This window comes from Streptomyces sp. NPDC008086, assembly GCF_042957325.1.
Taxonomy (GTDB): Bacteria; Actinomycetota; Actinomycetes; order Streptomycetales; family Streptomycetaceae; genus Streptomyces.
Genome location: NZ_JBIBIA010000003.1, coordinates 349,684 through 375,940, shown reverse-complemented (window position 1 = coordinate 375,940; position 26,257 = coordinate 349,684). Strand labels below are relative to the sequence as shown.

Annotated in this window: 24 protein-coding genes; 6 read left to right on the top strand and 18 right to left on the bottom strand. The window is 71.6% G+C overall.

The window, feature by feature from the left end:
• Window positions 1–16 precede the first annotated feature (16 nt).
• Both ACFZBP_RS11965 and ACFZBP_RS11960 read left to right on the top strand, forming a co-directional pair.
• Window positions 17–478: a DUF2269 family protein gene (locus ACFZBP_RS11965; protein WP_383443213.1), complete on the top strand. Its 462-nt coding sequence runs from the start codon at window positions 17–19 to the stop codon at window positions 476–478.
• A 156-nt stretch (window positions 479–634) separates the two neighbouring features.
• Window positions 635–874 carry a hypothetical protein gene (locus ACFZBP_RS11960; protein WP_391412240.1) on the top strand — a complete coding sequence of 80 codons (240 nt, stop codon included), beginning with the start codon at window positions 635–637 and terminating at the stop codon, window positions 872–874.
• Window positions 875–880: 6 nt separating this feature from the next.
• Here the strand turns inward: ACFZBP_RS11960 and tgmB are convergent, their stop codons facing one another.
• The 10 genes from tgmB to ACFZBP_RS11910 all read right to left on the bottom strand — a co-directional run bounded on the left by tgmB (window position 881) and on the right by ACFZBP_RS11910 (window position 13,813).
• Window positions 881–1,855 (bottom strand): ATP-grasp ribosomal peptide maturase, encoded by a 975-nt coding sequence (tgmB, locus tag ACFZBP_RS11955; protein ID WP_391412238.1) that lies wholly within the window; start codon window positions 1,853–1,855, stop codon window positions 881–883.
• 16 nt (window positions 1,856–1,871) lie between these two features.
• Entirely contained in the window at window positions 1,872–2,063 is a 192-nt protein-coding gene (gene tgmA / locus ACFZBP_RS11950) for a putative ATP-grasp-modified RiPP (protein WP_391412236.1), read from the bottom strand.
• Window positions 2,064–2,182: 119 nt separating this feature from the next.
• Window positions 2,183–2,479, bottom strand: a complete 297-nt coding sequence (locus ACFZBP_RS11945; RefSeq protein ID WP_234761062.1) for a DUF1232 domain-containing protein — start codon at window positions 2,477–2,479, stop codon at window positions 2,183–2,185.
• A 287-nt stretch (window positions 2,480–2,766) separates the two neighbouring features.
• Window positions 2,767–3,951, bottom strand: coding sequence for a hypothetical protein (locus ACFZBP_RS11940; RefSeq protein ID WP_383443234.1), 1,185 nt, complete (start codon window positions 3,949–3,951; stop codon window positions 2,767–2,769).
• Window positions 3,952–4,175: 224 nt separating this feature from the next.
• Entirely contained in the window at window positions 4,176–4,670 is a 495-nt protein-coding gene (locus ACFZBP_RS11935) for a lamin tail domain-containing protein (protein WP_391412233.1), read from the bottom strand.
• A gap of 102 nt (window positions 4,671–4,772) precedes the next feature.
• On the bottom strand, window positions 4,773–5,738 hold the full coding sequence (locus ACFZBP_RS11930; RefSeq protein WP_391412231.1) for a DUF1152 domain-containing protein: 966 nt from the start codon (window positions 5,736–5,738) through the stop codon (window positions 4,773–4,775).
• Between the two features lie 124 nt (window positions 5,739–5,862).
• Window positions 5,863–7,227 (bottom strand): FAD-dependent oxidoreductase, encoded by a 1,365-nt coding sequence (locus ACFZBP_RS11925; RefSeq protein WP_391412228.1) that lies wholly within the window; start codon window positions 7,225–7,227, stop codon window positions 5,863–5,865.
• Between the two features lie 165 nt (window positions 7,228–7,392).
• The gene (locus ACFZBP_RS11920) at window positions 7,393–8,217 is read right to left on the bottom strand and encodes a chitosanase (RefSeq protein ID WP_391412226.1); all 825 of its coding nucleotides are present in this window, start codon (window positions 8,215–8,217) and stop codon (window positions 7,393–7,395) included.
• A 136-nt stretch (window positions 8,218–8,353) separates the two neighbouring features.
• A complete protein-coding gene (locus ACFZBP_RS11915) occupies window positions 8,354–11,122 on the bottom strand; it encodes a SpoIIE family protein phosphatase (protein ID WP_383443248.1) in 2,769 nt (922 codons plus the stop codon).
• Between the two features lie 165 nt (window positions 11,123–11,287).
• Window positions 11,288–13,813 carry a SpoIIE family protein phosphatase gene (locus ACFZBP_RS11910; protein WP_391412222.1) on the bottom strand — a complete coding sequence of 842 codons (2,526 nt, stop codon included), beginning with the start codon at window positions 13,811–13,813 and terminating at the stop codon, window positions 11,288–11,290.
• A gap of 350 nt (window positions 13,814–14,163) precedes the next feature.
• Here ACFZBP_RS11910 and ACFZBP_RS11905 point away from each other — a divergent pair, with 350 nt between their 5' ends.
• Window positions 14,164–15,846: a hypothetical protein gene (locus ACFZBP_RS11905; RefSeq protein ID WP_391412219.1), complete on the top strand. Its 1,683-nt coding sequence runs from the start codon at window positions 14,164–14,166 to the stop codon at window positions 15,844–15,846.
• A gap of 1 nt (window position 15,847) precedes the next feature.
• On the opposite strand, the gene ACFZBP_RS11900 is transcribed toward ACFZBP_RS11905, so the two are convergent.
• The 3 genes from ACFZBP_RS11900 to ACFZBP_RS11890 all read right to left on the bottom strand — a co-directional run bounded on the left by ACFZBP_RS11900 (window position 15,848) and on the right by ACFZBP_RS11890 (window position 20,370).
• Window positions 15,848–17,698, bottom strand: a complete 1,851-nt coding sequence (locus ACFZBP_RS11900) for a SpoIIE family protein phosphatase (protein ID WP_391412216.1) — start codon at window positions 17,696–17,698, stop codon at window positions 15,848–15,850.
• Between the two features lie 52 nt (window positions 17,699–17,750).
• On the bottom strand, window positions 17,751–18,431 hold the full coding sequence (locus ACFZBP_RS11895; RefSeq protein ID WP_391412214.1) for a methyltransferase domain-containing protein: 681 nt from the start codon (window positions 18,429–18,431) through the stop codon (window positions 17,751–17,753).
• 124 nt (window positions 18,432–18,555) lie between these two features.
• Window positions 18,556–20,370: an ATP-binding cassette domain-containing protein gene (locus ACFZBP_RS11890; protein ID WP_391412211.1), complete on the bottom strand. Its 1,815-nt coding sequence runs from the start codon at window positions 20,368–20,370 to the stop codon at window positions 18,556–18,558.
• 529 nt (window positions 20,371–20,899) lie between these two features.
• Here ACFZBP_RS11890 and ACFZBP_RS11885 point away from each other — a divergent pair.
• Window positions 20,900–21,337 (top strand): ATP-binding protein, encoded by a 438-nt coding sequence (locus ACFZBP_RS11885; RefSeq protein ID WP_391412209.1) that lies wholly within the window; start codon window positions 20,900–20,902, stop codon window positions 21,335–21,337.
• Between the two features lie 47 nt (window positions 21,338–21,384).
• Here ACFZBP_RS11885 and ACFZBP_RS11880 read toward each other — a convergent pair whose 3' ends face one another.
• From ACFZBP_RS11880 to ACFZBP_RS11870, 3 genes are all read right to left on the bottom strand, one after another.
• Window positions 21,385–21,825: an ATP-binding protein gene (locus ACFZBP_RS11880; protein WP_391412206.1), complete on the bottom strand. Its 441-nt coding sequence runs from the start codon at window positions 21,823–21,825 to the stop codon at window positions 21,385–21,387.
• Window positions 21,826–21,973: 148 nt separating this feature from the next.
• A complete protein-coding gene (locus ACFZBP_RS11875; RefSeq protein WP_383443277.1) occupies window positions 21,974–22,237 on the bottom strand; it encodes a DUF5133 domain-containing protein in 264 nt (87 codons plus the stop codon).
• A gap of 55 nt (window positions 22,238–22,292) precedes the next feature.
• Window positions 22,293–23,192 (bottom strand): SigB/SigF/SigG family RNA polymerase sigma factor, encoded by a 900-nt coding sequence (locus ACFZBP_RS11870; RefSeq protein WP_391412204.1) that lies wholly within the window; start codon window positions 23,190–23,192, stop codon window positions 22,293–22,295.
• 340 nt (window positions 23,193–23,532) lie between these two features.
• Here ACFZBP_RS11870 and ACFZBP_RS11865 point away from each other — a divergent pair, with 340 nt between their 5' ends.
• Complete coding sequence (locus tag ACFZBP_RS11865) at window positions 23,533–24,408, top strand: SigB/SigF/SigG family RNA polymerase sigma factor (protein WP_391412201.1); 876 nt, start codon at window positions 23,533–23,535, stop codon at window positions 24,406–24,408.
• A gap of 64 nt (window positions 24,409–24,472) precedes the next feature.
• Here ACFZBP_RS11865 and ACFZBP_RS11860 read toward each other — a convergent pair whose 3' ends face one another.
• Window positions 24,473–24,904, bottom strand: a complete 432-nt coding sequence (locus ACFZBP_RS11860; RefSeq protein ID WP_391412198.1) for an ATP-binding protein — start codon at window positions 24,902–24,904, stop codon at window positions 24,473–24,475.
• 295 nt (window positions 24,905–25,199) lie between these two features.
• On the opposite strand from ACFZBP_RS11860, the gene ACFZBP_RS11855 reads away from it, so the two are divergent.
• On the top strand, window positions 25,200–25,598 hold the full coding sequence (locus ACFZBP_RS11855; protein ID WP_391412194.1) for an anti-sigma factor antagonist: 399 nt from the start codon (window positions 25,200–25,202) through the stop codon (window positions 25,596–25,598).
• Window positions 25,599–25,764: 166 nt separating this feature from the next.
• Here ACFZBP_RS11855 and ACFZBP_RS11850 read toward each other — a convergent pair whose 3' ends face one another.
• Window positions 25,765–26,244: a MarR family transcriptional regulator gene (locus ACFZBP_RS11850; protein WP_391412191.1), complete on the bottom strand. Its 480-nt coding sequence runs from the start codon at window positions 26,242–26,244 to the stop codon at window positions 25,765–25,767.
• Window positions 26,245–26,257: the final 13 nt, after the last annotated feature.

The window sequence follows — 26,257 nt, the reverse complement described above, 5'->3', positions numbered from 1 at the left end:
CCCTAGCGTGGGGCGGGTGACCAAGATCCTCCTCACCCTCCACGTCCTGGCCGCCATCGTCGCCGTCGGTCCCGTCACCGTCGCGGCCAGCATGTTCCCGCCGGCCGCGCGCCGGGTCCCGGCGACGGACGGGGCCGTGGCGGTGGGCACCGTCCGGTTGCTGCACCGCATCTGCCGCGTCTACGCGGCCCTCGGGGTCTCGGTCCCCGTCCTCGGCCTGGCCACCGCGCTGGCGATGGGCGTCCTCGGCAGCGGCTGGCTCATCACCTCCATCGCCCTCACCGCCGCGGCCGCCGGCATCCTGATCGCCTTCGTCCTGCCCCGCCAGGAGGAACTCCTCGAGCAACTCGGCGCCGAGAAGGCCGTCGAGCGCGCGGCCACCGTGCGACTCGCCATGTTCACCGGCATCTTCAACCTGCTCTGGGCGACCGTCACCGTCCTGATGATCGTCCGGCCCGGCTCGACGACGGGTGCCTGAGGCGACCGCCGGGCGGTGTCCCGACGATGCCGTAGTGCCCGTGCGGCGGCCGTCAAGCGCTCTGGCAGAATTCGTACTTCAGTGTGCGTCGGCGCCTAGACTCGACAGCCGTGCCCAAATGCACACGGGGCCACGACATGAAAGGCGCGTTGACGGGTGTTCCAGGATTCCCCCATTTACGACCGGCTCATCGCGGAGCGCGGCGACATCCCTCTCCAAGTGCGCAGGGAGGCCGAACGCGTCAGCAGGGAAGTCGAGTTCGCCATGCAGCCGCTGCTCCAGTCCGGGCAGTCGCTGCTGCCGCCCGGCGGCCCCCCGCCGGCCCCCGGACGCCCGACGCAACCGGCCCCGACCTGGCAGCGCAGCGCCCTGCCGCCCGGGCCGCAGCAGCGCTGAGTCCGGTCAGGGCACCTTCGCGCTCGCCCCGTTGGCGTGCGGCTGCTCCCCCGAGGCGGGCCGGGCGAGCCACTCGGCGATGCTCAGCGATATCGGCTGGCCCGTGTCCACCTCGATGAACCCGAACTGCCCCGACTGGTTGCACTCCAGGAACCACCACGTGCCGTCGGCGTCCTCGGCGAAGTCGAAGGCGCCGTAGGCGAGTTCGGCCTCCCGCATATAGGAGCGGACCGTGTCGGCGACGCGCGGCGCGACCTCGACGGGCTGCCAGGGCGCGTCCGACGCGGCGAAGCGCACGTCCACCTCGGCCTCGGTGTCGGCCACCTTCGCGGCGGCCAGCAACCGCTCGCCCACCACGGTGAGCCGGACGTCGGCCCGCTTGGCGACCCGGCGCTGCAGCAGGGTGGGCCCGAAGGCGACGGCGGAGAAGTCCGCGTCCGGGGCCACCCTGCTGGTCGGCACCGCGCGGGGCGGATCCTGTGGATGGGAGCCGGAGACCGGCTTGACCACCAGATCCGGATAGCGCGCGGCGAACTCGCGGGCGGCCTGCGGGAACGTCGTGATCAACGTGGCCGGGACGGGCAGCCCGCACCGCTGGGCCAGCCGCAGCTGCCACGGCTTGTAGCGCGCCCGACCGGCCGCGTCGGGATGGTTCATCCAGCGCACGTCACAGCCACGCAGCATGCCGTACAGCGCCTGCCCCGCCTCCTCCGTCAGCCAGGCCGACGGCGCGGCCGCGCGCGCCGCCGCCGCTCCCGGCCTGCGCATCCATATCGACCGCAGTCCATTGATGCTCACCAGACGTCCCGCTGACGACAGATGGCCGCGGAAGGCTCCGTGCGCGAACTCGCCCGACAGGGCGACCCCGCCGGTCAGGTCGGCGGGATCGAGTCGGACCACCGGGACACCGGACGCGTTCAGGTGCACGACCACCATGTCCGCCGTCACGTCCTCTTCGCTGGTCACAATCAGGACCGTCATCGTCGGCGACCTGCGTTCAGTCGTCGAAGTGGGTCTTCGAGCCCGCCGTGGACGTCGTGGTTCCCAACTCCCGCAAGAGCGCGTGATCACGGGCGGCTATCCGCCCGTCACCCAGCACGTTCAACTGCAGACCGGAGTCGTAGACGTACGCAGCGGAGACCTCCAACTCCGCTGCCGGCCGTGCATAGTTGAGCGCGAACGGTTGCATCGTCTCTCCCTCACAGGTGCTGCTCCGATCGAGCTTGGTCACCCACCTGGCGTCACTGACCCCGCCGACGCTTCTGGGCTTCCTCTTACTTAAACGAATCGAACGAGTGGTTGGTTTCCTTACTTTCTGTAACCAGCGGCGTCCGGCGGTCCCGCCTCGGGAGAGCGGCGCAGGGTACGCAGTGCCAGCAAGAGCACGCCGATGTCGTCCAGATACACCGGATCGGGCACCAGATCGGCGGGCAGCACGAAGTACAGGACGGCACCCCAGAACACCCAGCGCGGCCCGGTGGGCAGACCCGCGCGCCGCATCAGGCGCCGGGTCCGCACGAGCCGTACCAACAACCTGACGGCCACGGCGAGCACGACGGCCGCCAGGACCACGGCGACGACGATCACCTCGGTGGTCGACCCCACGGACCCTCCTCCTGCCGACGGCGCGCACCGATGCGCACCCGCAGGTCGGATTCCCCCTCGCGGCGGGTGCATTGCATGGCGGCCGTCACTCGGCCGCACACCATCACTCGTCAGGACGGAAGACGCACAACCGGCCCGGTCACCTGCTCGGGCAGGCGCCCGGGCCGTCCACCCACGCGCCGATGCGCGCCCGACCGACGCAGTACGCGCCGCCCACGGATCCTGCGCAGCCCCTCTACGCCCACTGCGGCGGCACGCGGTGCCGCCTCGCGCCGGACCACCCAGGGTCAACGGTCAGCGGACTCCGGCTGCGCCTCGACGGCCTCGCTCTCCTCCGTGTCGCCCGCGTCGGAGGCGGGGGAGGGGGTGGGCGAGGGGGCGGGCCTGCGGGTCCGGGCGGAGCCCTTGAGGCGTTCGAAGGTCCGCGTCAGCTGCTGCAGCGGGGACGCGGCGGGGGAGGCGGGCGACTGGGGCCGGGGCTCGGGTACGGCGGCGGACTCGCGGTACGCGGCCAGCGCCGCGTGCGCCTGCTCGGCGGCCTCCCGGTACAGGTCGCGGGACTTCGTCATCGCGTCGAGCGCGTCGGCGTACATCGCCACGAGCTTGCGTTCCCGGTCGAGTTCCTCCTCCAGGGTCAGCAGCCGCCAGTCCTCGCGCAGCGCGGTGACGGCCTCCTCGGCTCCGTCCGGCAACGGGCGCGGCAGCGCCGCGAACCGCGTCACGGCATGGATGAGCTCGGCCGGCTCGGAGCCGTCCAGGAAGACCGTGCGTACGGCGAACTCGTCCGCGTCGTAGCCGTCCGGCACCGGATACCCCGGCAGCACCACCGCCCCGCCGCGCGGCACCTCCACCCCGGACTCCCGCAGTGCCCAGTTCACGACGCGCAGTTGGCTCGGCGCGGCGCGATGCTCGACCACCCGGTGCCGCAGACCCGGCGGCAGCATCCCGGCCAGGGGCACCCGGCCGCGCTCGTCGGTGGTCATGGCCTCGTGGACGACGACGTGGACGCACCAGCCGTCGCGCGCGGCGTCCCGCAGTATGCGCCGTACCTCCTTGTCGTCCGACGGCAGGGGGTTGATGTCCGTCAGACGCAGGCCCGCGACCGTCTCGTGGTCCCAGCCCGCGTCCGGTCCCTGCGGCCAGAACATGGCGACCGGGGACGGCCAGCGCGGATCCCACGGAGCTTCGGCCTCGGCGACCAGCGTCCACTCCTGCCCGTCGCCGGAATCGGGCCCGACGGTCAGCCGGGCGCGTACGGTCACCGACCCCGCGACACGCCAGCGTGCCTCGAAGACCGACGCCCGGGCGCCGTCGGTCTGGGGCAGTTCCATGTGGTCGTCGATGGTCCGGCTGTCCTCGAGTTGCTGGAGAGCGGGCCGGAGTACGTCTTCGGCGGCGGGCCCGAGGTGGCGGCCACGGGCCGACCACACCGAGGCGGGAGCGGTGGGGCGGGTGCTGGAGGAGCTGGGCATGGGTCCATCTGCTGGCCGGGGGCACACGTACGCGTACCAGTATCGTCGCCGCAGGTGGATGCCGACGGAGCGGGGGGTGCGCACACGGGGTGTGTGGGGTCCGCACCGGCCGGCCGTCGCTCACTCGTGGTCCGCGCCGCGTCCGGTCATGACAATGACCCGGTGAGCAGGGCCCGCCCACCATCCGCATCGGGGCGGGTCCTGCTCATCGCCGCCGAGCCCGCTCAGTTGTGGTACGTGATGTAGCCGTTTCCGTCCCGGTCGTTGCCGCTCTTGGTGTAGGAGTGCGAATCCGCCCCGGCGCCCGAGGGCTTGTACAGGTAGATCGAGTCCTTGTCGTTGTTCCACAGGAAGTTGCAGTTGTCGCGGTAGACGACGTTGTGCGTGTCGGAGTCGGTGCCGTTGCCGCCCCGGAGCTTCACGTGGTCGCCGGGCTGGAGGTAGTGGTTGGCGGTGAACCTGAACCGGTTGCCGGCCTTGTCCTTCACCACGTAGCCCTTGAGGTTGACCGTGGTACCGGACGAGTAGTTCTTGATCGTCAGGTACTCCTCGTCGGTGTTGCCGGTCCGGCAGTTGTTGGAGTCCCGGCCGGGCGCGTCGTACTGGACGCCCTTGATCTTCAGCGCGGACGAGTACTCGGTGGCCTGGGCCGGGACGGCCGACAGTGCGGCGAGTGTGCCGGCCGCGACGGCGGTTGTGGCGACGGTGCGTATGCGCATGGAGAAACATCCCCCCTATATGGAGCTTCTGTGAAGATCAGGAGTGTATGCGGCTCGCGAGCGGTCTGGGGCGACTTCACCGGAATGTGGGACAGAAGCGCGTCAGTGCGGGTACGCCCGCGGTGGCCGCTGGCGCGGGAGTTCGTCGCGGAACTCCGCGATGACCGAGCTGACCTGGCGCATCAGCGCGGTGTTCGCGAGCCGGTCGAGGTAGAGGTTGCGCCGGGCGAGGGCGGGCGCGTCGACGCAGAAGTACAGGGCCATCAGCGGATTGATGAACAGTTCGCCGTCCTTGGTGCGCTCGGTGAACCGGACGTCGCCGAAGTCGCCGCGTACGGCGGCCGCGACGGAGCCCTGGACGATACTCGGGTGGTCCGGCGTGCATCGCTGGGCGTGCTCGACCGCGTCGAGGAACAGCGCGCCCTCGCGGCTGTGGCGCGGCAGCGAGAAGGTGCCGAGGTAGCCGCCGTCGCGCTCCAGTGCGGCGAGGTTCTCCAGCACGAGGGAGTGGTTGACCCCGTGGTAGGAGTCCACGCCGAACCCGAGACAGGCCACGAGCCGTACCGGGACCTCGTCGAGGCCGGACACGGCGGCGAGGCTCGCCATGTCCTCCTCCGGTGTGCCCAGCCCGTGTTCGTCGCCGCGCATCAGGATGTCGGTCCCGCCGTCCACCAGCACGATGGCGTCCACGCCGCCCAGGTGCCGCAGGAGGGTCCGATAGGCGTCCTCGAGGGGCCGGACGCCGGTGAGCGGGAAGGCGTACACCGTGTCGGGCAGGCCTTGCAGGGCGAGCCAACCGGCGAGGGCCCGTTCGGGGAAGTAGTCGCCGCGGATGGTGGTGTCCGGGCGTATCGCCGCGACGTCGTGGTCCACCCACACGTCGAGGTCCAGCCCGTACAGATCCGAGAAGGACAGGTTGGCCAGGTGGACCTCCTTGCCGGCCGCCCGCAGCGCGAGGGCCAGCGGCACACCGGCGTACACGTCGAAACCGCCGCCCGCGCCGGCGACCAGAACCCGGCGCGCGTCACGCAGCCGGGTGAAGAAGGGGGGCTCCAGGAGTGAGAACACCGGGGGACGCTAACAGGCGGCGATCACCGCGCAGCCCGGAATGCCCGGGAACGATCGTCAAAACCCGGAGAGGGCCGGGGGACGAACCCCCGGCCCTCTCCGTCGGCGTGTCACCGCCCGCGAGTCACGCGCCGCTCTCCCGCAACATGTCCTCGCGCTCGACGAGCTTCACGCGCTCGCGGCCCTGCGGCTCGCCCAGCGCCTTCTCGGCGGCGTCGAGCTTGTACCAGCCCTCCCACGTGGTGAAGCGGACCTCGCGCTCGGCGAGGAAGGCGTCCACGGCCTCCGGCTCGGGCGAGACCGGCGTCTGCAGACGGCCGTTCGCGAAGTCGTCCAGGAGGTTGGCCACCGTCTCGTTGGCGTCGCCCTTGGTGTGGCCGATCAGCCCCACCGGGCCGCGCCGGATCCAGCCGGTGACGTACGTCGACTGGAGGTGCTCGCCGCTCTCCTGTATGACGCGGCCGCCCTCGTCCGGGACCGTGCCCGTCTCGATGTCCCAGGGCAGCTTGGGGAGTTTGTCGGAGAGGTAGCCGACGGCGCGGTAGATCGCGGTGACGTCCCAGTCCTTGAACTCGCCGGTGCCCTTGACGTTGCCGGTGCCGTCGAGGGTGGTGCGCTCTGTGCGCAGGCCGACGACCTTGCCGTCCTCGCCGAGGATCTCCGAGGGCGACTCGAAGAAGTGCAGGAAGAGCTTGTGCGGCCGGTCGCCGACGTCGCGGATCGCCCAGTTCTCCAGGGTCTTGGCGACCATGTCGGCCTGCTTGTTGCCCCGCCGGGTCTCGATCGAGCCCTCGTCGTAGTCGATGTCCTCGGGGTCGACGATGACCTCGATGTTGGGGGAGTGGTCCAGCTCCCGCAGCTCCATCGGGGAGAACTTCGCCTGCGCCGGGCCACGCCGGCCGAACACGTGGACCTCGAGGGCCTTGTTGGCCTTCAGCCCGTCGTAGACGTTCGGCGGGATCTCCGTCGGCAGCAGCTCGTCCGCCGTCTTGGCGAGGATCCGGGCCACGTCGAGCGCGACGTTGCCGACGCCCAGGACCGCGACCTTCTCGGCCTCCAACGGCCAGGTGCGCGGCACGTCCGGGTGGCCGTCGTACCAGGAGACGAAGTCCGCGGCGCCGTACGACCCGTCGAGCTCGATGCCCGGGATCGGCAGCGCACGGTCGGCCGTCGCGCCGGTCGAGAAGATCACGGCGTCGTAGAACGCGCGCAGGTCGTCCAGGTTGAGGTCGGTCGGGTAGTCGACGTTGCCGAAGAGGCGGATCTGCGGCTTGTCGAGCACCTGGTGGAGGGCCGTGATGATGCCCTTGATGCGCGGGTGGTCGGGCGCGACGCCGTAACGGATCAGGCCGAACGGCGCCGGCATGCGCTCGAAGAGGTCGATGGACACACCGGGTTCGGCGGCCACGTCGGACTTGAGCAGAGCGTCGGCGGCGTAGATCCCGGCGGGGCCGGCTCCGACGATGGCTACCCGCAGGGGGCGGGGCATGATCAGGGTCCCTTCGAGTGGTGACAAGCGATCTCGTCGGGAAGCCTAAACTAAGGCAAGCCTAAGTCGGTACGCGGGTCCGGCCTATGAGCTCATAAATCGATTCTATGGCTGAATTCCGGGGTCGCCGTACCACGTGGGCGGAACGACAACCCCGGGTCGACGTCAGCCTATGTGGAAGCTGTCCCCGTACACCTTCCAGTCCAGCGGCGGATCGAGGTCGAGGTTGCCCTCGCGCAGGAAGACCCGCTGGGCCGTGTCGACCCTGCTGGTGTCGCTGTGGGCCTCCTCCTGCTTCATGGCCCACACCCGCGCGTCCAGGAAGGCGTGCAGATAGGTCACCTCGTCGCCGCCCTGCGCCGGCGGCCGGGCCCGGTCGAGGGCGCGCCCCCGGATGTTGCGGAAACTGGTCGGGTCGCCGCCGTCGCCGTGCATGACGATGGCGTCGTAGTACGCGAACTGCCCGAGCACGCGCAGCCCGTCCGCCTTGCCCTGCCGCACGGCCGGGTTGAAGTACACCCGGTCCCGTTCGTCGTTCTGCGCCCGCCGGAACTCCTGGTCCTGTGCGGCCCGGGCCCAGTCGCGGGGAAAGTGCGGGTCGAGCCCGTCGTGCGAGTCGGTGCCGTCCACCCGGCGCAGGGCCGGCAGGTACGGGGCGAGGACATTGCCGGGGCGGCGGTCGGCGTACAGCTCGACCAGGTCGAGCATGTCGCCCGTGCCGGAGCAGAAGCCGATGATCCCGGCGGTGTAACCGCGGCCGTCGCCGATGTCCTCGATGTACTTGTACTGCGCCTTCCAGTCGAGCGACGAGTTCTCCGCGCTCGACACCAGCTGCATGGCGATCTCCTTCTTCGCCGGGTCGTCGAGGCCCGCCGCGGTGGCGCAGAGTGCGGCGGCCCGGGGGGAGTTGAGGAGCGGGACCGACGCCAGCGACGCCCCGAACAGGGCGAGGAGGGCGCGGCGGCGCGAGGTGGGCGAGGGGTGCTTCACGGCGGCTCCAAAGGATGGTGGGGGGTGGGGAGTTGGCCGTTGCTGGTACTGATAGGAAAGTTTCCTACCAGAAGCTGTGCGCAAGGGGCACCGGTCGCGTCAAAGGTTCGTACCTATGCACAAACGGCCGCCGTGGCTACGGCAGCGGCTGCTCCGCCCAGATCACCTTGCCTGCGGGCAGATAGCGCGTGCCCCAGCGGTCGGCCAGCTGCGCGACCAGGAACAGTCCGCGCCCGCCCTCGTCCGTCATGGTCGCGTACCGCAGATGCGGCGAGGTGCTGCTGCTGTCGAAGACCTCGCAGATCAGACTGCGGTCGCGCAGCATCCGCACCCGGATCGGCTCACCGCCGTACCGGATCGCGTTGGTGACCAGCTCGCTCAGGATGAGCTCCGTGGTGAACGACAGCTCCTGAAGGTCCCACGCCTGGAGCGTCCGGGTCACGGCCGAGCGCACCTGGCCGACCGCCGCCGGGTCGGACGGCACCTGCCACTCGGCGACCAGCTCCGTCCCGAGCGCCCGGGTGCGCGCCACGATCAGCGCGATGTCGTCACTCGCCCGGCCCGGCTGCCGGGCCTCCAGCACGGCCTGGCAGGTCTCCTCCGGTGACCGGCCGGCCCGGGCCAGCGCGGCGCGCAGCAGTTCCAGACCCTCGTCGATGTCCCGTCCCCGGTCCTCCACCAGCCCGTCCGTGTAGAGCACCAGCCGGCTGTCCTCGGCCAGCTCCAGCTCGGCCGTCTCGAACGGCAGCCCGCCCAGACCGAGCGGCGGACCGGCGGGCACGTCCGGGAAGTCGACCGAGCCGTCCGGCTGGATCAGGGCCGGCGGCGGATGGCCGGCGCGGGCGATCGTGCACCGCTGGGACACCGGGTCGTACACCGCGTACAGACAGGTCGCGCCGGTCACCGGGGCGGTGTCGGTCTCCTCCGCCGTCTCGTCCTGGTCGATCCGGGCGACCAACTCGTCGAGGAGTGCGAGCAGTTCGTCGGGCGGCAGGTCCAGGGCGGAGAAGTTGTGCACCGCCGTGCGCAGCCGGCCCATCGTGGCCGCCGCGTGCAGCCCATGGCCGACGACGTCGCCCACCACCAGCGCGACCCGCGCACCGGACAGCGGCAGTACGTCGAACCAGTCCCCGCCGACACCGGCCTGCGCCGGCAGATACCGGTAGGCGATGTCGAGCGCGTTCTGCTCGGGCAGGCTGCGCGGCAGCAGGCTGCGCTGAAGCGTCACCGCCATGCTGTGCTCGCGGGTGTACCGGCGGGCGTTGTCGATCGACACCGCGGCCCGGGCGACCAGTTCCTCGGCGAGCGCCACCTCGTCGGCGTCGAACGGCTCGGCCTTCCGCGACCGCCAGAAGCTCACCACCCCCAGCACCAGGGACCCCGCCCGCAGCGGTACCGCCACCAGCGAGTGGATGCCGAAGTCCACCACCTGAGCCGACCGCTCCAGGTCCTGGGCCTGCCAGCCCGGCGCCTCCTCCAGCCGCGGCTCGATGACGGCCTGTCCGTCCTTCAGCGCGCGGGCCTGCGGCGAGGAGTCCACGAACCGGATCTCCTCGCCCACCGGGTACAGCGGCGCGTCCTTGCGTATCCCGCCGCACGCGGTGCGGCGCAGCCGCGTCACGCCCTCCGGCTGCCCGCCGCCCAGCACGGCCTCGAACAGGTCGACGGTGGCGAAGTCCGCGAACCGGGGCACCGCCACCTCGGCCAGTTCCTCGGCGGTCCGGGTGACGTCCAGGCTGGTGCCGATGCCCACACCGGCGTCGTACAGCATGTTCAGACGCTCGCGGGCCTCCTCGGCGCGGCCGGACAGGGCCCGCAGCTCGGTCGAGTCGCGCAGCGTGGCGACGCTGCCGGACGGGCGGCCCCGGAGCGTGGTGGGGCGCTGGTTGACCGCCAGCAGCCGGTCCTTGACCAGGTGCACCTCGTCGGTGGCGATCCGGCCGGAGTCCAGCAGTTCGGCGGTGTCGGGGGAGAGGCCGAGGTGCAGCACCCGGCGCCCCTCGGCGTCCGCGGGCAGATCGAGCAGCCGGTGTGCCTCGTCGTTGGCGAGCAGCAGGCGCCCCTCGGTGCCGACGATGATCACGCCCTCCCGGACGGCGTGCAGAACGGCGTCGTGGTGCTCGTACATCCGGGTCATCTCGTCCGGCCCCAGACCGTGCGTCTGCCGCAGCAGCCGCCTGCTGACCAGCGCCGTGCCCGCCGTGGCCAGCGCGAGGGCCACCGCGGCGGCGGTGAGGACGAGCGGCAGCTGCCGGTCCGCCGTGCCGCCCACCGTCGCCGTCGTGATCCCGGCCGACACCAGCCCGACGACCTTCCCGTCGGGATCCTTGACCGGGACCACGGCCTGCACGAGCGGCCCGATGGTGCCGGTGATCTGCTCGGTCACGACCCGGCCCTGAAGGGCCGGTTCCAGGTTGCCGACGAACTTCTTCCCGATCCGGTCCGTCTTCGGGTGGGTGTAGCGGATGCCGTCGGTGTTCATGACGACGATGAAGTCCACGCCCGTCGCCTCGCGCGCCGCCTCGGCCCGTGGTTGCAGCACGGCCGTGGGATCGGGACCGTCCAGCGCCTCCCGGGTGCCGGGCGCGTTGGCGAACGACTCGGCGACCGCCACCGAACGGTTGCGGGCCTCCTCCGTGGTGTCGTACCGCACCTGCAGCACCAGGGCCACCACCGCGGCGACCACCAGCAGCAGCACGATCACCACTTGCAGCACGAACACCTGACCGGCGACGCTGCGCCCACCGAGCGTCGCCCGCACCCCCGGGAACCGTCCCGGGCGCTGCCCCTCGCGCGGCAGCACGCCCGCGGGCACCCCGCGGACGCGGCCGGGCGCCTCCCCTGTGCGCACACCGCTCGGACGACGGGCCGACCGGGCCCCGGAGCGACCCCAAAGTCGGACCATGTGCCCATGTCTACACTGCCGGGCCCCCGGAGGCGAGAGACGTAACAGACCGTGACAGGGACTGCTGCGTCCCCCACACATCCGCCACAGGTGTGAAGCGCCGGATCCGCGCAACTCCCGCCCCCGCAACAGGGTTACACCGCCGGAGTCCGGCCGCTCGCGAGATCACTTCCGGCGCGCGGCGGTGGCGCGCCGGGTGGCCAGCAGCAGCGCGATGTCGTCGGGGCGGTCCGCCGTGTGCCGGGCGGCCGCGGTGAGGCGGTCGGCTACGCCCGCCAGCGTGCGCCCGCCCGGCCGGGCACCGGGCGCGCCGGCCTTGGCCAACGCCACCCGCAGCGCGCTGATCCCGTCGTCGATGTCGACACCGGGCCGCTCCACCAGCCCGTCCGTGTACAGCGCCAGGACGGCACCCGGCTCCATCCGAAGCTCCGCCACCGGATACGTGGCCTGCGGGTCGACGCCGAGCACGACCCCGCCGGGCAGGTCGACGACCTGCGTACGGCCGTCCGGGCGGCGCAGCAGCGGCGGCGGATGCCCGGCCACGGCGGCCTGGGCGATGCCGGTCGCGGGGTCCAGCCGGATGTAGCAGCAGCTCGCGAACAGACCGGCGTCGAGGTCGATGAGCAGGTGGTTGGTGCCGCTCATGACCTCGTCGGGCGGCCGGTCGCCGAGGGCGAAGGCCCGCACGGCGCTGCGCAGCTGGCCCATGGTGGCCGCCGCCTGCACCCCGTGCCCCTGCACATCGCCGATCACCAGGGCCAGCCCGTCCCCGGCGGCGACGACGTCGTACCAGTCACCGCCGACCTCCATGCCCTGGGTGCCGGGCAGATAGCGTCCGGCGGTCTCCATCAGCGGGTGCTGCGACAGCCGCCGCGGCAGCAGCGCCTGCTGCAACCCCCGGGCCAGCGCGGCCTCGCTCTCGTAGCGCTGCGCCTTCTCCATGGCGTGCGCGATCAGCCCGGCCATGGCGGTGAGCACCGTGCGTTCCTCGGTGCTGAACCTGCGCGGCCGGTCGAAACCGAGGATGCAGGAGCCGACGGGACGCCCCGAGGCGATCAGCGGCAGGAAGGCGCGCGCCCCCTCCGTCGCGTCCAGCGCGATCCCCGGATAGGACTCGGCGAGCTGCTCCATCGAGTCGAAGAACAGCGGGCGCCCGCTGGTCAGCGTCTCGACCCCCGGCAGCCTCTCGTCCAGCCCCACTCCGTCGAACGGGGCGAGGAACCCCTTGGGGAAGCCGGTCTCCCAGGCCAGGTACAGATGCCGCTCCTGGAGCAGGTAGATGGCCAGCCGACGCCCGCCGAACGCGGGCAGCAGCTCCCGCATCACCACGGCCGACACCTGACGGGCGGTGACCGCCTCGGTCAGCGCGATGGCGAGCACGATGGGCCGGTACAGAGGGCTGAGCGACGGAGCGCCGGCCGGTTCCGGCGCGCCGAGCGCGTCGGGCAGCTCGGACGGGCTGTCCGCCACCCGGTGGCCCAGCCGGATCGTGCAGGTCAGCAGGTCCGGGCCCGGGTAGACGGACAGGGCCAGCCAGTCGCCCGCGATGGCGGGGGCGGTGGGCTCACGGCCATGGGCGGACGGTCTTCGGACATGGAAGTGCACCGGATCCGGAGACAGCAGCGCCCCGCGCAGATGGTCCTCCAGAGTGGGCTGGTTGAGCCACGGCACGCCCTCCCACAGAGGCCGGCCCAGCAGCTCGGTGCGCGGCCGGCGCAGCAGCCGGGCCGCGTGCGGATTCGCGTAGACCACCGCCCCGAGCCGGTCCAGGCACATCACCCCGTCCGGCAGCAGATCGGCCGCCGCGTCCGCCACCGTGCCGGGACCCGGGTCCAGGACGACACCCCGTACGGTCGCCGCCCGGGGGAGACCCGAGTCGTCGTACGGCCCCCAGACCTCGACCAGCCGGGGCGCGCCGTCGGGGCCGCGCACGACCAGCGGCAGGGCGGGCGGACGGCCACCGGCCGCTTCCCGCAGCGCCGCCAGGATCCGCTCCGCGTCGCCCGGAGCGACCGCGTCCGCGAACCCCTCCGCGGTGCCGTGCGCCTCCGCCGCCGCCGAACCCAGTTCGACGTTCAGGCGCTCGTCGGCGGTCAGGAGACCGCTCACCGGATCCCAGGCGAACCGCCCGAGGTGCCCGGAGGGCGGGCGGCTGGAGGGCGGCCGGACACACAGGGGCCCGCCCTCCCAGGTCACCGCCGAGGGGTCCTGCTCCTCCAGCTTCTCCAGGGCCGTGCCCAGCTCCTCGGCGAGCCGTGCCATGCGCTCGCGCACGGGCAGCAGCTCCGTCGCGTCCGCCGCCGAGGGCAGCAGCGCCGTCAGCACCCCGTAGACGCTCGACCGGCCCGCGATGGGGGCGTACAGGGAGCCGAACGGGAAGGGCAGGCCGGCCGCGTACTGCGGATAGCGGCGCATCGCCTCCGTGGCGTTCGGCAACACCACCTCGACGCCGAGCCGATAGGCGTCCGCCACGGGGAACGGCCGGTCCACGTGGACGCGCCACCATGGCCGGAACAGCGGACCGGGCAGCCCCTCCAGCACCGCCAGTCGCAGCAGCCCGGGCGTGCGGGAGCGCAGATAGACCCCGCCGACGTGGCCGCCGGCCGCGCTGATCGCCTCCGCCGAGGCATCGATCAGCAGCGCCGCCAGCCTGCCGGGCGTGCGCTCTGCGCTCTCGGCGCTCCCAGTCATCGGCCCTACCTCGTCCGTACGCCTTCACGCGCGCGACACAGCAAGAATGCGCCACGAGTCCCGTCGCGCGCACCTGGGGCGACCCACTTCGCCACCCGGCCGGGCCGCCGAAGCGCCGTGGGCCGGGTACCCAGGGGGTGTGCACCGACGCCGTTCGGCCGCTGGACGCGCGCCGGCGGCCACCTGTCCGGACGTCGCCGCCGGGCGCGAGGCCCCGTCCGTTTCCTCGGCGCCGGAATCGCCCGGCGCGAAACCGCGCACGGGCCCGCCCCGTTGTCGGTGCGAGACCCGAGCCCCTCGGGAAGACTCGGGAACTGACCGTCGGGCGCAGCACAGGCAGGAGACCGACCATGGAGTACTACGACCTCGGCACCTACACCCGCTCCGTGACCACGTCCTCCGCCCAGGCGCAGCTCTGGTTCGACCGCGGTCTGACGTGGACGTACGCCTTCCACCACGAGGAGGCCGTCGCCTGCTTCGAGGCCGCCGCACAGGCCGATCCGGACTGCGCCATGGCCCACTGGGGCATCGCCTACGCGCTGGGTCCGAACTACAACAAACCCTGGGAGTTCTTCGACGAACAGGACCTCGCCCGCACCGTCGACCGCACCCACGCGGCCGTCGAGCTGGCCCACGAGAAGGCGGCGTCCGCCACCCCCGTCGAACAGGCCCTGATCGCCGCACTGCGCGCCCGCTACCCGCAGGCGAAGGCCGTCGAGGACTGCTCGGTCTGGAACGCCCCCTACGCCGACAGCATGCGCACGGTCTACGAGCTCGCCCCCGACGATCCGGACGTCGCGACCCTGTACGCCGACGCCCTGATGAACCTCACGCCCTGGCAGCTGTGGGACCTGAAGACGGGCCGACCGGCCGAAGGCGCCCGCACCACGGAGGCCAAGGCCGTCCTCGACCGTGCCCTCGCCGGTGACGCGGGACGCGAGCACATGGGCGTGGTGCACATGTACGTCCACCTGATGGAGATGTCCCCGACCCCCGAGGCGGCCCTGGCCGTCGCGGACCAGCTGCGCGGACTGGTGCCGGACGCCGGCCACCTGCTGCACATGCCCTCGCACCTGGAGGTGCTGTGCGGCGACTACCGGCGGGTGGTCTCCGACAACACCGCGGCCATCGCGGCCGACGAGAAGTACCACGCCCGCGCAGGGGCGATGAACTTCTACACCCTGTACCGCTCGCACAACTACCACTTCAAGATCTACGGCGCGATGTTCCTCGGCCAGAGCCAGGTCGCCCTCGACACCGCGGCGCAGCTGGAGGCGTCCATCCCCGAGGACCTGCTGCGGGTGCCGAGCCCGCCCATGGCCGACTGGCTGGAGGCGTTCCTCGCCATGCGGGTGCACGTCCTGATCCGCTTCGGCCGCTGGGACGACATCCTGGACCTGCCGATGCCCGCCGACCCCGAGCTGTACTGCGTGACGACGGCGATGCTGCACTACGCCCGGGGCGTCGCCCTCTCCGCCACCCACCGCATCCCCGAGGCCGAGGCCGAACGCCGGCTCTTCCACGCGGCCGTCGCCCGGGTCCCCGAGACCCGCATGCTCTTCAACAACACCTGCGCCGACATCCTCGCCATCGCCTCGGCGATGCTCGACGGCGAACTGGAGTACCGCAAGGGCGACCACGACGCGGCCTTCGCCGCCCTGGAACGCTCCATCGACCTGGACGACAACCTCCCCTACGACGAGCCGTGGGGCTGGATGCAACCCACCCGGCACGCCTACGGCGCCCTCCTGCTCGAACAGGGTCGCGTCGCGGAGGCGGAGGCGGTCTACCGGGCCGACCTCGGCCTCGACGACACGCTCCCGCGCCCCTTGCAGCACCCCGGGAACGTCTGGTCCCTGCACGGACTGCACGAGTGCCTGACGCGCCTGGGCCGGCCCGGGGAGGCGCGGATGCTGGCCCAGCAGCTGCGTCTGGCCGCCGCGCTGGCGGACGTACCGATCGAGGCCTCCTGCTTCTGCCGACTCGACACGACCGCCCGGGCGGCCGCCGAGGGGGACTGCTGCGCCGGCTGACTCACCGGTCCGGGGGCGGGCCGGGCAGGGGCTGCTCGAACCAGACGATCTTGCCCGTGCTCACCCTCGTCGCGCCCCACCGCCGGGCCAGCTGGTCGACCAGGAACAACCCGCGGCCGCCCTCGTCGCTCAGCCGCGCGTGCCGCATCCTCGGCACCACCGGGGAGTCGTCGCCCACTTCGCAGCGCAGGACGTCCGTGCAGAGCAGCCGCAGCGTGATCGGCCGGGACGCGAACCGTACGGCGTTGGCGACCACCTCGCTGACCATGAGCTCGGTGGTCTCCGCGAGCGAGTCCAGCCCCCAGTGGCCGAGCGTCCGGCGGGTCAGCCGACGGGCCTGGCCCGCGGTCTGCGGGCGGGGCGCCAGGTACCAGTACGCGACCGTCTCCGGCAGCAGGCCCTCGAAGCGGGCGGCGAGCAGCGCGACGTCGTCGTCCCGGCCGCCCGGGCCGAGCGTGCCGAGGGCCTCGTCGCACAGCGTCTCCAGGGCGGGCGGTGTGGCTGTGCGGGCGACGGCGCGCAGCCGTGCGCACAGGCGCTCCACCCCGGTCAGGACGTCCGAGTCACGGGACTCGACCAGTCCGTCGGTGTACAGCAGCAGCGCGGCACCGGCCGGCGCGTGGGTCTCCACGGACTCGAAGCCGCCGCTGCCGACGCCGATCGGCGCGCCGGGCGGGACCTGGAGAACGTCCACGCGGCCATCGGGACGCAGCAGGACCGGCGGCAGATGGCCCGCGTTGGACAGCACCAGCCGGTGCTGCACGGGGTCGTACAGGGCGTACAGGCAGGTCGCCGTGTGCTCGCTGCCGAGCCGGGCCGCCTGTTCGTCGAGGTGGTGCAGGACCTCGTCCGGCGGCAGGTCGAGCCCGGCCAGCGTCTGCACGCTGGTCCGCAACTGACCCATGATCGCGGCCGACGTGATGGAGTGGCCCATCACGTCGCCGATGACCAGCGCGACGCGGTTGCCGGGCAGGGGGATCGCGTCGTACCAGTCGCCGCCGACCTGCGCGGTCCGCGAGGACGGCAGATAGCGGCTGGCCAGTCGCACGCCGGGCGGCTCCGGGAGGGACGGCGGGAGCATCGTGCGCTGCAACGCGTCCGCGACGGACGCCTCCCGGTCGTACAGCATCGCCTTCTCCAGCCCGAGCGCGGTGTGGGTGGCGAGTTGGGAGGCCACGAGCAGGTCGTCGCCGGTGAAGTCGGGGCGGCCGGGGCCGCGCGCGAGGACGACGCTGCCCAGGACGTGGCTGCGGCCGTGCAGCGGGGCGATGACGAGCCGCCGTCCGGACGGCCCCGTCGGCGGCACGTTCGCCGCTCCCAGCAGCTCGGCCGCCGCCGCGGCGGCGGCCCGGGTGTGCCCCAGTACCGGCCGCCCGTCCCGCAGCAGCGTGGCGAGCGGTCCGTCGGCGGTGGGGCGTACGGTGTCCGCCGCGCGGGGCGGGTGGGTGCCGGGCGGGGGCGGGACGGGGGCCTCGGGGGGTGCGCGGTCCACGGTGTGCAGGCGCAGGACACCGGGGTCGGTGCCGGTCTCGTCGCCGACCGGGAGCGGGGCGTACAGATGGACGAACGCCGTGTCGGCGAAGGCCGGGACGGCCGCCCGGCACAGTTCGTCCAGGGTCTCGTCGAGGTTCATGCCGCGGGCGATCCGGCGGGTCGCCGCGTCGAGATACCGGAGCCGGTCGGTCTGCGGCTCGGCGACGGCGGAACCGTCGCCGAGCGGGGATCCCCGGAGGGCTTCCGCGGGCCGGGGCGACGGGCCGGGCTGCTGCGGCCGGTAGGCGAGCGCGGCGCGTTCGCGCACGCCGGGAGCCTGTCCCCGGATGTCCCCACCGGCCCCGGGCTGCTTCGTCATCCCTGTCCTTCCGGCCGTGCGGCCCGCGCGGGAGCGGGCGGATCGGCAGTCGTCAGGCGTGCCGCCTGCACCGCAGGAAGATCTGCACCTCGGGCTGGATGTCGGCGGCCGCCGGAGCGTAGCTGTACGAGGACTCGTCGAGGATCTCGAAGCCCGCCGCCTCCACGACCTCGCGCAGCTCGTCCCTCAGATAGCCGGAGACGCGGATGCTGTTGCCGAGGAACGGGATCTCGAAGTCGTCCACGTCGGCCTCCACCATCGACAGCGCGAGAAGGCCCCGCGGAACCAGCAGATGGCGGATGGTCCGCAGGGCGACGGGAATCTCGGCGCGCGGCAGCATGAGCAGGGAGAAGAACGCGGTGACGGCGTCGAAGCGGCCGAGGTCCAGCGGCCCGCCCGGTCGCAGGTCCGCGATGTCCGCCCGGTGGAACATCCCGTCCGGCACATGGTCCCGGGCCAGCGTGACCATCCCGTCCGACAGATCCACCCCGACGACCTCGACGCCCGCCGCCGCCAGCTGGCCCGCCGTCGGGAGCCCGGTGCCGCACCCCAGGTCCAGGGCCCGGCATCCGGCCGGAAGCGCCCCGACGAGCCATTCGGCTGCCGCGACCTGCCCTTCCTTGTGGGGGAAGGCCTCGTCGTAACGCTCGCCGATGGCGTCGAAGGCCTCGGCCTGACCTGTGCGGTCGGGCCGTAGGGTCCCGGGATCGAGCTCGTCGGCAGGGTTACTCACAAGGTGTCTCCTCTGAGGCATTATGGGGCATTTTTCGGGATCCATACAGAAATCTATATGGAGGCCCGTACTGACAGCCGCCTGCAACGCCCCTGAGGCAACAGCGCGCGAACGCCCGCCGAGGTCAGGGCAGCTCAGCCTGTGCGGGGGCGTCGTCGAGGAAGCCGCCCGACTGGTGCTTCCACAGCTTGGCGTAGGCACCGTCCATCGCGAGCAGCCCGTCGTGCGTGCCCTGCTCGACGATCTGGCCGCGATCGAGGACGACGAGCCGGTCCATGCCGGCGACCGTGCTCAGCCGGTGCGCCACCACCAGCGCCGTCCGCCCGTCCATGAGCCGCCACAGCGCCTCCTGGACCAGGATCTCGCTCTCGGAGTCCAGGGCGCTGGTGGCCTCGTCGAGCAGCAGGATCGGCGCGTCGCGCAGGATCGCCCGGGCGAGGGCGACCCGCTGGCGCTGACCGCCGGACAACTTGATGCCGCGTTCGCCCACCATGGTGTCGAAGCCGTCCGGCAGGGCGTCGGCGAACTCCGTGACATGGGCCGCCTCCGCCGCGCGGCGGATCTCCGCATCGGTGGCGTCCGGCCGGGCGAACGCGATGTTGTCCCGCAGCGTGCGGTGGAACATCGCCGGGTCCTGCGGCACGTACGCCATCAGGCCGCGCAGGTCCGCCTGGCGCAGTCTGCTGATGTCCTGACCGCCGACCAGGATCCGCCCGCCCTCGATGTCCGTCATCCGCAGCAGCAGCCGGGTGAGCGTGGTCTTGCCGCCGCCCGACCGGCCGACCAGGCCGATCTTCGCCCCGTGGGGCACGTCCAGCTCGAGGCCCTGGAAGAGCGGCCGGCCACCGGCGTGCGCGAAGGTCACCTTCTCGAAGCGGACGTCGGCCGTGCCGGGCAGCAGCGGCTCCGGCGACGGCGGGTCGACCACGGTCGGCGGTGTCAGCAACAGCTCGGTGAACTGCGCGGCCTCCGTCATCGAGCTCTCCAGACGACGGTAGATCTGGTTGAACTCGAACATGATCCGCGTCGCGTTGGTGTAGTAGGTGAACGCGACCACGATCGCCTCCACGCCGTGCGCGCCCCCGCCGAGCGTGACCGCGAGCAGCAGTCCCAGCGCGTTGGTCAGCACCGACATCGGCGCGACCAGGGTGTCGATGCGCAGGTTGCCGTAGTCCCACGACCGCAGCGTGAGCCGGCGCGATGCCGCGACGCGGGAGCGGTGCTCGGCGGCCTCGCGGCCCTCGGCGGCGAACGCCCGCACCGTGTCCATGTTCATCAGGCTGTCGGCGACATGCCCGGACACCCGGGCGATGGCCTCCTCCCGCAGATCGACGAGCGCCTGACGGCGCCGGATCAGGGGCACCACGCACAGCGCGGTCACCGCGATCATCGTCAGCAGCCCGACGACCAGCAGCGGCTCGTAGCGCCACAGCACCACCGCGCCGAACACCAGCGGCACGAAGCTGCCCACGATCTGGAACGTCAGCGTGTCGACGAACTGCTCGAAACGGGACGCGAAGCTCAGGACGCGCTTGGTGAGCGACCCGGCGAAGTTGTCGTGGAAGAACGCGGCGTCCTTGGCGAACAGCTCGTCCATCCCGATGACGTACAGATGCTCGATGCCCAGGGCGTCCAGCCGGTTCAGACAGTGCAGGGCGACGCGCCACAGCGCTTCCGCGAGCAGCAGCACCCCGACGAAGCCGAGGACGTACGGCAGGCTCGAGGCGAGGGTGACGTCCTTGTCGCTCGCGATGCCGCCGACCAGCTTGGCGACGATCAGCGGCGCGATGTAGTTGATCCCGATGTTGCCCACGGCCGACAACAGCATCGCCGGTACCGTCAGCCATCGCAGACGGGCCAACTCCCGTCCGTAGTAACGAAGTGCGAGAAGCACCGAGCGTTTGCCCGGCAGGACCCTGCGCGATTCAGGCGTTCCCATCCCACCCCTGACTACGTGGAGTTACGGTTCGAGTACGCAGTGTCCCGTGCCGTCGGTCGCGGCGTCCAAGGGTTTTCCGGCCGGTGGCGGCGCCGACGCGACTTCCGTGTACCACAAGTAACATGATCAACTTCTCTCTCGGATGCCCCGCCGCCGTCACTCTCGGCGCCCGCAGGGCCCCCGCCCACCCCTGGCCGAAAAACCCCGAGGACTTCGATGTCAGACCCGAACGAAGCGCTTCAGCAAGCGCTTACCGACTATGAACACCACATGCGGACCTGTCGGCAGTGCCACGCCGACGCGGCCCCGTGCGCGGTCGCGAAGCACCTGCTGCGCCTGTACAACAACGCCCGACGAGGCGGCGCCCGACGCTGAGCCGGGCGCCTCCCCAGGAGCCCCTCTCTTCCACGAAGTCCCGTGGGCTCCTACGATTCCGGACGCGTAGCCGCGCTCAGCCTGGGAACCAGCAGCGTTGGAAGTACCGGAACGAGTCACCGCGGCCAACGGCAGACGGGCCCGAGAAGGTGTGATGGCGACCGAATCGCGTGGAGGCGGCAAACCGTCTTCCGAGGAGATACAGGACTGCGAGGTCAGGTTTGACGGGGGATTCGGTGATGTGACGAGAGCCCGCCTCAGCGCGGAGGAGTACCTCACGACGCTCGCGCGGTCCACGCCGCCGCAGACGCCCGAGTACCGGGACGACATCGTGCTGGTGGTCACCGAACTCGCCGCCAACGCGATCCAGTACGCGCCGGGGCCGTTCGGACTGACGCTGCGCAAGGCGTTCGACGGTGTCCATGTGACGCTCAGCGACACGAGCACCACGCCGCCCGCGCCACGCCCCTTCCACCCCGGCACCGGCAGCGGCGGCGGCATCGGCTGGTATCTGATCCACACGCTGTGCGACCAGGTGAGCGTGGTGGTGCGGGAGGACGGCAAGGACGTGCACGCGTTCCTGCCCTGGTGACCTGCCCTGACGACGTTCCGTTCCCGAGCGGGCTCGGGCGCGGACACTCAGGTCAGCGGCACCAGCACGGTGACCGTCTTGCCGCCCGCGCAGCGGCGCTCGATATGGATCTCACGGGACAGACGGATGATCAGCGGCCATCCGTATCCGCTGCCCTCGTGGGCGTGGGGGAGCGTGCCGGGGCCGTACGCGGCGGAGGGCACGGCGTCGCTGTAGTCGTGCACGCTCAGTCTCACCCCCTCCGGCAGCAGGGCCACCTCGAACCCCGCCAGGCCGCCGCCGTGCCGGATGGCGTTGGTGACCGCCTCCGACACGACGAGCAGCAGATCCATGACGGCCCGCTCATCCGCGGGGCCGGACGGGACACCTCTGTGCTCTTCCACGACCGACCGCACATAACTCCGTGCCGTCGCCGCGCTGGTGATCGGCACCGACCGGGGACGCACCGTCCGGCGGTCCCCGGCCGGACGGTGTTCGGTCGGCTTCACGATCGCTCGTGCGCCGCCCGCGAGACGCTCATCACTCCCTGAGCGTCGCGGGCGCGCACCAAGAGGGCCACGGCTTCTGTCACTTCACCATTCCTCGCACGCTGTCGTCTCCGCTCCTGCTCGTCCGTCCGGGTTCCTGGGGTCGCGTCTACCCGTGCGCGGCCGAATCATGGGGCGCGGGTGCGCCACAGGTGCCGCCGGGGTCGTGCGCGGCGGCGGCGAGCAGACGGCGGGCCGCCTCCAGGGCCCGTCCCACCTCGCGTGTTCCGGTCGACACGCACAGTGTGTAGGCCAGGTCCTGCGCGCGCAGGTCGCGCCGGCCCGCGCCGTCCTGCGGGTCGCCCTGCTGGGCCATGAGGGTCTCGTACTCCTCGACGAGTCTGCGCAGCATCGTCGGATGGGGCATCAGCATGTGTGCGCTCCTGGGTGAGGCGATCTCGGGATGTCGGACGACGCGCGGCTTTCCGCTACTCGGACCGGCCACCACCGCTGCCCCTGCTGCCGCTGCCGCTGCCGTCGTTGTCGCAGCAAGGTCCCTGATGCGCCCCCTGGTCGAGCGCCTCGTCCCGGATCCGCGCGCAGCACCGGCTGATGAGGCGGGAGACGTGCATCTGGGAGATGCCCAGTTGCTCGGCGATACGGCTCTGCGTCATGTCCTCGAAGAAGCGCATGTACAAAATGGCGCGTTCGCGTTCGGGCAGGCGCCGCAGCCCCGCCTTCGCCGCCTCCCGGTCCACGACCACGTCGTATGCCTCGTCGCAGCCGCCGATCGTGTCGGCGAGGCTGAAGCCGTCGTCGCTGGAGGACATCTCGGCGTCGAGGGACAGGGTGCTGAAGCTCTCCAGGGCCTCCAGCCCACTGTTGACCTCGTCCTCGGTGAGCCCCGCGTGGGCGGCGATCTCGGCGACGGACGGGTTGGCGCCGCCGGAGTTGTCGGTGAGGTCACGGCGTGCGATCCGTACCTTGTTGCGCAGCTCCTGGACACGGCGGGGGACCCTCAGGGCCCACATCCGGTCGCGGAAGTGGCGCTTGATCTCCCCGGTGATGGTGGGCACGGCGTAGCTCTCGAAGGCGCCTCGGCCGGGTTCGTAGCGGTCTATCGCCTTCACCAGTCCGAGGGCCGCGACCTGACGCAGATCCTCCAGCGACTCACCGCGGTTGCGGAATCGGCCGGCGATGCGGTGGGCCATGGGCAGCCACACCTTGGTCAGCTCGTCACGCACCGCGTCTCGCTCGGGCCCCTCGGGCAGCTCGGCGAGGCGGGCGAAGTCGGCAGCGGTGTCGGGCGCGTCGTCGTGGACGCGGCCACCGGACACGCGGGGACGGGCGGAAAGGTCGGAACCGTGTGCGGACGTCTCAACCAGCATGCGAAACAGCTCCTGAACGGCCTTCTCAGGGAATCTCCGTGGAACGGTGCGGTGGGGGGTGCCTGGGCGGAAAGGCCCTGGAGTGGTCACACCTGTCGCACCGGAGCGCCTCTGGTCCGAAGCACGAGATCCCGCATGCCCCGCAACTCCGTACGCAAACGAGTGGGGCCCAGGGGAGCGGACCCGGCCCAGGGCCGGACTCGGCCAGAGCGGTTGGCTTCACGCCAGAACCTGCCGTCATGCCGCCTCTTGGCGAAGGAAGTCTGTCGGAAGACGCATGAGAAGCGCGAGTTCGGGCACGCGGGGATGGACAACTGGTTCCGGTGATGGGGAGGGCGGCATGGCAGCCGTGACGGTGGCGCAGGCAACGGCCACGGCAGAGGAGACGGTCACGACGGACGGGGCGGCGCTGCCGCTGATCGAGGATCCGACGAGGGTGAGCCCGCAGGACGCGCGCGAGTTGTCGCGTCAGTTCTTCGACCGACTGGTCATGCTGGAAGAGGGCACGCACGACTACCAATACGTGCGCAACACGCTGATCGAGATGAACCTGTCGCTCGTGCGGTACGCGGCGTCGCGGTTCCGCGCCCGCGGGGACTCGCTGGAGGACATCGTCCAGGTCGGGACCATCGGGCTGATCAAGGCCATCGACCGCTTCGAGGTGTCCAGGGAGGTCGAGTTCACGACCTTCGCGGTGCCGTACATCGTCGGCGAGATCAAGCGCTTCTTCCGGGACACGAGCTGGGCCGTGCATGTGCCGCGCCGGCTCCAGGAGGCACGCGCGGAGCTGGCCCGGGCGACGGAGGAACTCGGCTCCCGGCTGGGCCGTACGCCGACCACCCGTGAGCTCTCGGAGCTGATGTCGCTCTCGGAGGAAGAGGTCATCGAGGCCCGCAAGGCCGCCAACTGCTACCAGTCCGCCTCCCTGGACGCGGCCGTCACCTCCGACTCCGAGAACAGCGAGTCCGTACTGGCCGCGTTCCTCGGCGAGGAGGACCCGTCCCTGGAACTCGTCGAGGACTTCCACTCCTTGGCGCCCCTCATCGCCGAACTGGGCGAACGGGAGCGCCGCATCATCCATCTGCGCTTCGTCGAGGAACTCACCCAGGCCCAGATCGCCGACCGCATCGGCGTCTCCCAGATGCACGTCTCCCGCCTCATCAGCCGCATCATCAAGCGACTCCGCGCCGGCCTGCTGGAGCCCGGCGTCGCTTGACGGTCGCCCGCGAGACCAAGCCCGATCACGCGAGATCGGGGGTCCCCCACCCCTCGTGATCCCCTCAGCTCAGCGGAATCACCGCGGTGACCCTCTTCCCGCCGGTCGGCAGGTCCGCGACCCGTACCGTGTGGGAGAGCCGGCGCACGATCGGCCAGCCCCGGCCGCCGCAGCGATGGCGGCCGAGCGGGTCGGTCGGGCTGACGGTGACCGGGTGGCGGCGTTCCCGGTCGCTGACGGACAGGTACAGGTTCTGGCCGACGACCCGGACGTCGAAGTCGGTGATGCCGCCGCCGTGCAGCAGGGCGTTGGTCGTCAGTTCCGACGTCACCAGCAGTGCGTCCGAGAGCGTGTCCGGGGCGCAGACAGTGCCCCGGGCGCGTGTCTGCTCGGACAGGATCCGGCGCACGGTGCCGCGGGCCTCGGCCGGGCTGCGCGGCCTGCCGTGCGGATGGTCCGAGCCCGCCGCGGCGCCGGTCAGGTACATCTCACTCATCCCTTCGCTCCCTGACGGACAGACGACTTGTCGTCTTCCTCCACATCGCGTGATGGTTCTCTCCCATCGCGTGACCGCTTGACGGCCCGCCAAACCGTTCTGCGGGCCGAAGCGTGCAAAAACAGCCAGAAAGGTGACGCGCACCGCTGGCTCACACCAGCCCTGTGTGCTGCGGACATTCGGGGGTAGGCGGGCGAACGCATCGACGGGCGGTCACCGCTCGCGCAGGACGCGATGCATCAATTCCGTTCGTCGGGGCACCCGTCCCGATCGTCAACGCCTGTGGGAGGTACTTGTGTCCGTTGCCCAGAATCCCCTGTCGATCAAGGTGGAAGTGCCCCGGGAAGACGCCGTGCTGCTGACGGTCGAGGGCGACCTGGACATGGATACGGCCACCGAGCTGCAGCACCACCTCGCCAACCAGCTCCACCACGGCCGTCGGCACTTCCTGCTCGACATCGCCGGCGTCCCCTTCATGGACTCGTCCGGCATGAACATCGTCCTGCGGGCCTATCAGGAGGTGCGGGAGATCCCGGGAGGGGTGTACGTCATCTCCCCGACGCCCGCCGTCCGCCGGATCATGGATCTCACCGGTGTCAGCATCACCGTCCCGATCGTGGGGAGCGCCGAGGAGGCGCTCGCCACCGCGGACTCCCAGCCGGGTCCGGGGCCCTCGTCCTCGCCGGAGGAGTGAAGAACGCTTCCCGGAAGGGCAGTTCAGCGGAGCAGAAGTGCACCCGCGACCCCTGACAGTTGCCGTTTGACAACTATGGCCATGAGGCAACAGAGTGAGCTAGTCAAGCGCGGGAGGGGTGTGGAACGTGCCGGTCAGCAACGAGGACGGACCGCGTCGCCGCGTTTCACGCGCTTCGTGCGTCGGAGGCCTCGTCGCCCTCGTGGATCTCCGCGGACGCCGCGGCGCAGAAGGCCTCCAGGCCCTCCAGCAGAGCGGTGCGCTTGGTGACGGGCATCTGCTCCAGCACGGACTGCAGGGCGGCCTCGCGTCGCGCGCGCAGCTCCGTCAGGAAGGTCCGTCCGCGGCGGCTCAGGTGCAGGCGCAGCTCCCGGCGGCTGGCCGCGCTGGGCGCCCGCTCGACGAAGCCCACCGCCTGGAGGCGGTCGCAGAGCCGGCTGGTCGAGGGTGGTGTGGAGCCGAGGGCCTCGGCGAGCATGCGCAGGTTGATGCCGTCGCTGTGCTCCAGGATGAAGAGCACCCGGATCTGGGAGGCGGACACCGGCGCCGTCGAGGCCCGGCCCCACAGGACCTCCAGCAACTCGGCGGCCTCGGAGGTCACACGCGCCACCTCGTCCGGCCGCGGATGCGAGTAGGAGGAAGTCACGCCCCCACTCTTC

Coding starts and splice junctions, on each gene's coding strand:
- ACFZBP_RS11870 (WP_391412204.1), bottom strand. CDS start 23,192: ATGCTGGTTGAGACGTCCGCACACGGTTCCGACCTTTCCGCCCGTCCC.
- tgmB (WP_391412238.1), bottom strand. CDS start 1,855: ATGACGGTCCTGATTGTGACCAGCGAAGAGGACGTGACGGCGGACATG.
- ACFZBP_RS11910 (WP_391412222.1), bottom strand. CDS start 13,813: ATGACTGGGAGCGCCGAGAGCGCAGAGCGCACGCCCGGCAGGCTGGCG.
- ACFZBP_RS11860 (WP_391412198.1), bottom strand. CDS start 24,904: ATGAGTGAGATGTACCTGACCGGCGCCGCGGCGGGCTCGGACCATCCG.
- ACFZBP_RS11865 (WP_391412201.1), top strand. CDS start 23,533: ATGGCAGCCGTGACGGTGGCGCAGGCAACGGCCACGGCAGAGGAGACG.
- ACFZBP_RS11905 (WP_391412219.1), top strand. CDS start 14,164: ATGGAGTACTACGACCTCGGCACCTACACCCGCTCCGTGACCACGTCC.
- ACFZBP_RS11885 (WP_391412209.1), top strand. CDS start 20,900: ATGGCGACCGAATCGCGTGGAGGCGGCAAACCGTCTTCCGAGGAGATA.
- ACFZBP_RS11940 (WP_383443234.1), bottom strand. CDS start 3,951: ATGCCCAGCTCCTCCAGCACCCGCCCCACCGCTCCCGCCTCGGTGTGG.
- ACFZBP_RS11925 (WP_391412228.1), bottom strand. CDS start 7,227: ATGCCCCGCCCCCTGCGGGTAGCCATCGTCGGAGCCGGCCCCGCCGGG.
- ACFZBP_RS11900 (WP_391412216.1), bottom strand. CDS start 17,698: ATGACGAAGCAGCCCGGGGCCGGTGGGGACATCCGGGGACAGGCTCCC.
- ACFZBP_RS11935 (WP_391412233.1), bottom strand. CDS start 4,670: ATGCGCATACGCACCGTCGCCACAACCGCCGTCGCGGCCGGCACACTC.
- ACFZBP_RS11890 (WP_391412211.1), bottom strand. CDS start 20,370: ATGGGAACGCCTGAATCGCGCAGGGTCCTGCCGGGCAAACGCTCGGTG.
- tgmA (WP_391412236.1), bottom strand. CDS start 2,063: ATGCAACCGTTCGCGCTCAACTATGCACGGCCGGCAGCGGAGTTGGAG.
- ACFZBP_RS11915 (WP_383443248.1), bottom strand. CDS start 11,122: ATGGTCCGACTTTGGGGTCGCTCCGGGGCCCGGTCGGCCCGTCGTCCG.
- ACFZBP_RS11875 (WP_383443277.1), bottom strand. CDS start 22,237: ATGCTGATGCCCCATCCGACGATGCTGCGCAGACTCGTCGAGGAGTAC.